This window comes from Streptomyces sp. AA1529 (assembly GCF_000280905.1).
Classification (GTDB): Bacteria; Actinomycetota; Actinomycetes; order Streptomycetales; family Streptomycetaceae; genus Streptomyces.
In genome coordinates this window covers 1-5,404 of the sequence record NZ_ALAP01000005.1, presented here as the reverse complement: position 1 = coordinate 5,404, position 5,404 = coordinate 1, and the positions used below count along the sequence as shown (strand labels likewise).

General features: G+C 73.5%; 5 protein-coding genes and 1 pseudogene. 5 read left to right on the top strand and 1 reads right to left on the bottom strand.

Going from position 1 to position 5,404, the window contains the following annotated elements; all coding sequences use genetic code 11:
* The 4 genes and pseudogenes from A949_RS31965 to A949_RS0100580 all read left to right on the top strand — a co-directional run.
* Window positions 1–143 (top strand): annotated as a pseudogene (locus A949_RS31965) (ABC transporter permease); the annotation flags it as partial.
* Window positions 144–369: 226 nt separating this feature from the next.
* Entirely contained in the window at window positions 370–1,173 is an 804-nt protein-coding gene (gene proC / locus A949_RS0100590) for a pyrroline-5-carboxylate reductase (protein ID WP_019354066.1), read from the top strand.
* Between the two features lie 171 nt (window positions 1,174–1,344).
* Window positions 1,345–1,845: a TetR/AcrR family transcriptional regulator gene (locus tag A949_RS0100585; RefSeq protein WP_019354065.1), complete on the top strand. Its 501-nt coding sequence runs from the start codon at window positions 1,345–1,347 to the stop codon at window positions 1,843–1,845.
* A gap of 13 nt (window positions 1,846–1,858) precedes the next feature.
* Window positions 1,859–2,209, top strand: coding sequence for a hypothetical protein (locus tag A949_RS0100580; protein WP_019354064.1), 351 nt, complete (start codon window positions 1,859–1,861; stop codon window positions 2,207–2,209).
* Window positions 2,210–2,605: 396 nt separating this feature from the next.
* On the opposite strand, the gene A949_RS31960 is transcribed toward A949_RS0100580, so the two are convergent.
* Window positions 2,606–3,355 (bottom strand): DedA family protein, encoded by a 750-nt coding sequence (locus tag A949_RS31960; protein ID WP_078565298.1) that lies wholly within the window; start codon window positions 3,353–3,355, stop codon window positions 2,606–2,608.
* 110 nt (window positions 3,356–3,465) lie between these two features.
* On the opposite strand from A949_RS31960, the gene A949_RS0100570 reads away from it, so the two are divergent.
* A complete protein-coding gene (locus A949_RS0100570) occupies window positions 3,466–5,190 on the top strand; it encodes a sensor histidine kinase (RefSeq protein ID WP_237735699.1) in 1,725 nt (574 codons plus the stop codon).
* Window positions 5,191–5,404 lie beyond the last annotated feature (214 nt).

Sequence of the window (5,404 nt, the reverse complement as noted above, 5' to 3'; positions counted from 1 at the left end):
CCTACGCCGTCGACGGCATGACGGAGGTGCTCAAACACCCCGACGCCACCGGGGACTTCGTCCGGGACGTCGGCGTCGTCGCCGGCTGCGCCCTCCTCGTCCTCTTCCTCGGCGCGGCCACCCTCCGCCGCCGCACGTCCTGACCCCGGCCGCACGACTCACCCGGGCATGACCCGGCCCGGCCGCCCGGCCGCCCGGCTGTGCGGGCCGCCCGGCCGCCCGGCCGCCGGGGGCCGGTCCGCGCTGTGGAACGGCCCCGCTACGGAGCGCGAGCCGGTGCGAGGATGGGCACCGCGTCCACGAACGTGGCCAGGGCGGACGCAGACGGGCCCGCCCGACGCGCGCAACGAGGCACGAGGTGAAGCACCCATGACCCCCCAGAACGTCGCGGTCCTCGGCACCGGCAAGATCGGCGAAGCGCTGCTCTCCGGCATGCTCAGGGGCGGCTGGTCACCCGCCCGTCTGCTGGCCACCGCCCGCCGCCCGGAGCGCGCCGCGGAACTGCGCCGACGCTACGAGGTGGAGACCGTCGGCAACGCCGAGGCCGCCGCGCGCGCCGACACCCTCATCCTCACCCCCAAACCGCAGGACATGGCCGCACTGCTGGACGAGCTCGCCCCGCACGTCCCCGCGGACCGCCTGGTGATCAGCGGCGCGGCCGGCATCACCACCCGCTCCCTGGAGCAGCGCCTCGCCGAGGGCACCCCGGTCATCCGCGTGATGGCCAACACCCCGGCCCTGGTGGACGAGGCCATGTCCGTCATCTCCCCCGGCACCCACGCCACCGAGGACCATCTCAAGCTCGCCGACGAGATCTTCGGCGGCGTCGGCAAGACCCTCCGCCTCCCGGAGAACCAGCAGGACGCGGCCACCGCCCTCTCCGGCTCGGGCCCCGCCTACTTCTTCTTCCTGGTCGAGGCCATGACCGACGCGGGCATCCAGCTCGGCCTCCCGCGCGACAAGGCGCACGAGCTGATCGTCCAGGCCGCCGTCGGCGCCGCCACCATGCTCCGGGACAGCGGCGAACACCCCGTCACCCTCCGCGAGAACGTCACCTCGCCCGGCGGCACCACCATCAACGCCATCCGCGAACTGGAGAACCACCGCGTCCGCGCCGCCTTCATCGACGCCATCGAGGCCGCCCGCGACCGCAGCCGCGAACTCGGGGGTTAGCGGTCCGAGCCGGTGCGTCGGGTGTCCTGCGGGGCCCGAAGGCGCGTCCCGGAGGGGAGGCGTACCCGGCCGGCGCAGCGGGTCCCGCATCGCACGGCGCGACCCGGGGAACGGCAGTTGAGGAACGATCGTTCTTGACCGATCGTTCCTCAACTGTCTATTGTCGTGGCCATGGGCAGGCCGAGAGCATTCGACGCGGACGAAGCGGTCCGTGCCGCAGTCGGCCTGTTCGGCGGGCGCGCATACGACGGTGTCTCCGTCGACGACCTGGTCAGCCACCTCGGCGTGCACCGGAACAGCCTCTACAAGACATTCGGCAGCAAGCGCGGCCTCTATCTGATCGCGCTGCGCCGTCACCTCGCCGAGGACGTCCGCCCCCTGCTCGACGCGCTCGTCGACGCCTCGGACGCCGCGGCCGCACTGCGGCTCGTCGCATCGGCCGACCTTGGCATGCTGCTGCTCGCGGCGGTCGAACGCGCACCGGTCGACGAGGAGGTCGCCACCGAGGTGACGACCGCGTTGGCCGCCGTCGACCAGGCGCTCTCCGACGCGCTCGACATCCCCGCCGACCTCGGGGCCGCCCTCACCGCCGCCGCGCTCGGAATCCATCTGCGCGGTCGTTCCGACAGCGCCGTCGCCGCGCTGGCCCGACGCCTCGACCTCCTCACCTGACAAGGAGCCCCGAATGGCACTGCTGCGCATCGACGGCGACAACCTCGTCGTCGTCATCGAGGGTCTCGACAAACTCTGGGCCTTCAAGAGCAGTCTGACCATCCCGCTGGCCCACGTCCGCGGTGCGACCGCCGATCCCGGTATCGCCACGGAGCCCAAGGGAATCCGCGCGCCGGGGGCCCGGGTACCCGGCCTGATCACCGCGGGCACCTTCCACCAGGACGGCGAGAAGGTCTTCTGGGACGTCAAGGATCCGTCCAAGGCCGTCGTGGTCGAACTCGCCGACGAGCGGTACGCCCGCCTGGTCATCCAGGTCGACGACCCGCGCACGGCCGTCGACCTGGTCGAGAAAGCCCTGGCCTGAGGGGAGAAGGACCCGTGCTGCGCCACTCGGCAACGGCTGTGCTCCCACTGGTCGCCCTCACCACCGCGCCGGCCGGATCGACGCCCGGGGCCCATGGATCACGAAGCATGCCCTGAGAACCGCCCTGCGCCGGGAGCATGCCGGTGGACCGGGCCGAGTCGTGCTGCCGGGCGTCGACCACCTGATGCACGATGCCGACCGTCCGGACCCGCTCGCTCCCATCGTGCTCCATGCTCGGCACCCGTCCGCGCGACGCGGGCCCCCGTATCCAGTGCCCGCACCGCACTCCGGCCGGCCGGTGGCCCGCGCCGGGCGGCGCTCTCGCACCACTGTGCTCCGGTCAGAACACCGAGTTGACGCCTGCGGCCGCCGTTCGGCCTACGGCCGTCGTTCGACCTACGGCCGTCGTTCCACCGAGGCGGAGCGCCGCGGCCGTACGAGTGCGCCGGGTTCCGTGGACACGGCCCGGCAGCGCTGTCCCCCGGGCTCCGCCGCGTGGGTCAGGTCCGGCCCCTGCTCCCCGGGAGCCGACACGCGCGCCCCGCCCCGTCGCCGCAGCCGTACTCCGCGGACCCCCTCGTGCACCAGCGTGATCGTGAACGCGAGGGCCAGCCCCAGCGCCACCCCGTACAGCGGCGTCTCCTCGAAGGCCGCGCCACCCGCGTACCCCAGGCAGGCCGAGTAGACCGCCCAGCTCACCGCCGCGACGGCGTCGTACCGCGTGAACGACCGGCGCGGGAACCCCGTCGCGCCGGTGGTGAGGGTGGCGGCCGTCCGCCCTCCCGGGATGTAGCGCGCCGCCACCAGCACGAGCCCGCCCCGCTCGGCCAGCATCCGCCCGACCCGGTCGTACACCCGCCACGCCCGGCTCCCCTCCTGCAACCGCGCCTGCACCCGGGCCCCCGAGCGCCGTCCGATCGCATACGAGATGTGATCCCCGGTGAACGCACCGAGCGCCGCCACCAGGATCACCAGAACCAGCACCGGCTCGCCCTGCGCCGCGGCGAACACCCCCAGCGTGATCACCAGCGTCTCGCTCGGCACCACCGGGAAGAACCCGTCCAGCATCGCGATCCCGAACAGCGCCAGGTAGACCCACGGCGTGCTGACGAAGCCCTCGACCGCATGCACTATCGCGTCATTCATGGCCCGGAACGTATGGAGCGGCGCCAACGGCCCGCAGCGCACGATCGTCGTCGGATGCCCTGCACTTTCGACAGAGGCGCGCTCCCCACCCGCCGCGTACCGTGACCGGCGTGAACTCCCCCGTACGTGTCCCCCGCCGCCCGGACCGGCCGCGGAAGGCCCGGCGCAGGGGACCGGGCGCGGGGCCGCGTGCGATCCTGCGCCGCCCCAGGGCCCGCGCGGCCCTGAACGATGCCGCCCTGTGGCTGCTCATGGCCTGGCCACTGGTCACGGTGCACGACGTCCCGCTCCTGCTCCGGGTGCCGGCCGCCCCGCTGCTCGCCCTCGCGGCAGCCCTCAGCCGCCGGGCGCCCCTCGCGGCCGCGGCCGTACCCGCCGCGCTCAGCCTCGCCGCCACACCGGAACTGTTCACCAGCACCTTCTCCCCGGCACTGGTCGTGCTCAGCTTTCTGCTCGGCCGCCGCGCGGAGCACGTGCGCCCCTCGATCGTCGCCGCCGCGGTGCTGTGCGCGGCGGGACTCGTCGCCGCGCTCACGCTGCCCGGCGCCGACCTGTGGGACTGGTCCACCCTGGTCACCACCGTCGTCTTCGCCGCGGTCCTGCCGTGGCTGCTGGGCCGCTTCCGCCGCCAGCAGTACGAACTCCAGAGCGCGGGCTGGGAGCTGGCCGCCCGTATGGAGCGGGAACAGCAGCTGGTCGCGGAGCGCACCCGGCTGCGCGAACGCTCCCGGATCGCGGGGGACATGCACGACTCCCTCGGGCACGACCTCAGCCTCATCGCCGTCCGGGCCGCCGGGCTCCAGGTCTCCCGGGGAGTGGATGAGGACGCCCGCGCCTCGGCTGCCGAACTCCGGCAGGCCGCCGCCGACGCCACCGAACGCCTCCACCGGATCATCGGCCTCCTCCGCCAGGACAGCAGCGGGCTCTCGCAGGGCGCTCCCGAGATCACCTCCGAGACCGTCCCGGAACTGGTCGGGCGCACCGCCGCCTCCGGAGTCGACATCGTCCTCCACCGGAACGGCGGCGACGCGCCGCCGGAGGAAGCGCCCGCAGCCCCGTCCGCCCCACTGCCCCCGATGGTCGACCGGGCCGTCCACCGGGTGGTGCAGGAAGCGGTGACCAACGCGATGAAGCACGCGCCCGGATCCCGCATCGCCGTCGCACTGCGCCGGGAGGACGACTGCCTGAGCGTGCGCGTACACAACTCTGCAACGGCGGACGCCTCGGACGCCGTGCCGCCGGACGCCGTGCCGCCGGCCCCGGAGAGCGGCTCCGGCACCGGCCTGATCGGTCTGGACGAACGGGTCCGCCAGCTCGGCGGCACCTTCCGCGCCCGCCCCACCCGGGACGGCTTCGAGGTGGCGGCCCGCCTCCCGCTCACTCCCGGACCGCTCCCGCGGGCCCCCGCGGACGCGCCGATCGGCCCGTCCCGCTCGCAGGAGGAACTGGCCCAGGCCCGCAGACGCGTACACCGCGGCGTGGTCAATGTGCTGTGGATCCCGGTAGCCGCCACCGCGGCGCTGGCGGTTCTGATGTACGGCTTCCAGATCTACACCTCGCACGAATCGGTGCTGTCCCGCGGCACCTACGACAAGCTGCGCGTCGGCACCGCGGAGAGCTCCGTGACGCCGCGGCTGCCCGGGTACCAGTACGACGAGGAGACCCGGCCGTCCGGCGTGCCCCCGGATCCCGCCGACAGCGACGAGTGCCGCTTCTACCGCACCGCCACTTTCGCCGACTCGCCGCTGTACCGGCTCTGCTTCCGGGACGGCAGGCTCTCCGCCAAGGACCGCGTCACCCGGGAGCGCACCGCCCGGGACCGGGACGACCGCTGACAGCACCGACCGGTGCCGGGACCGGCACCGGAGGGGGGACGAGATGCACGAGGCAACGGAGGCGAAATCGACAGTTGACACGGTGGCCATCGGTCCGTAAGGTTCCTCGGGTTGTCAGCGGCCGGTCACGGCTTCTGGTGACACTTCCCGCCGTTCCGGCGGATCCTCTACTACTGAGCACTCTCCCTTTGCGGGGGTCTGTTCGTCGTGCCTT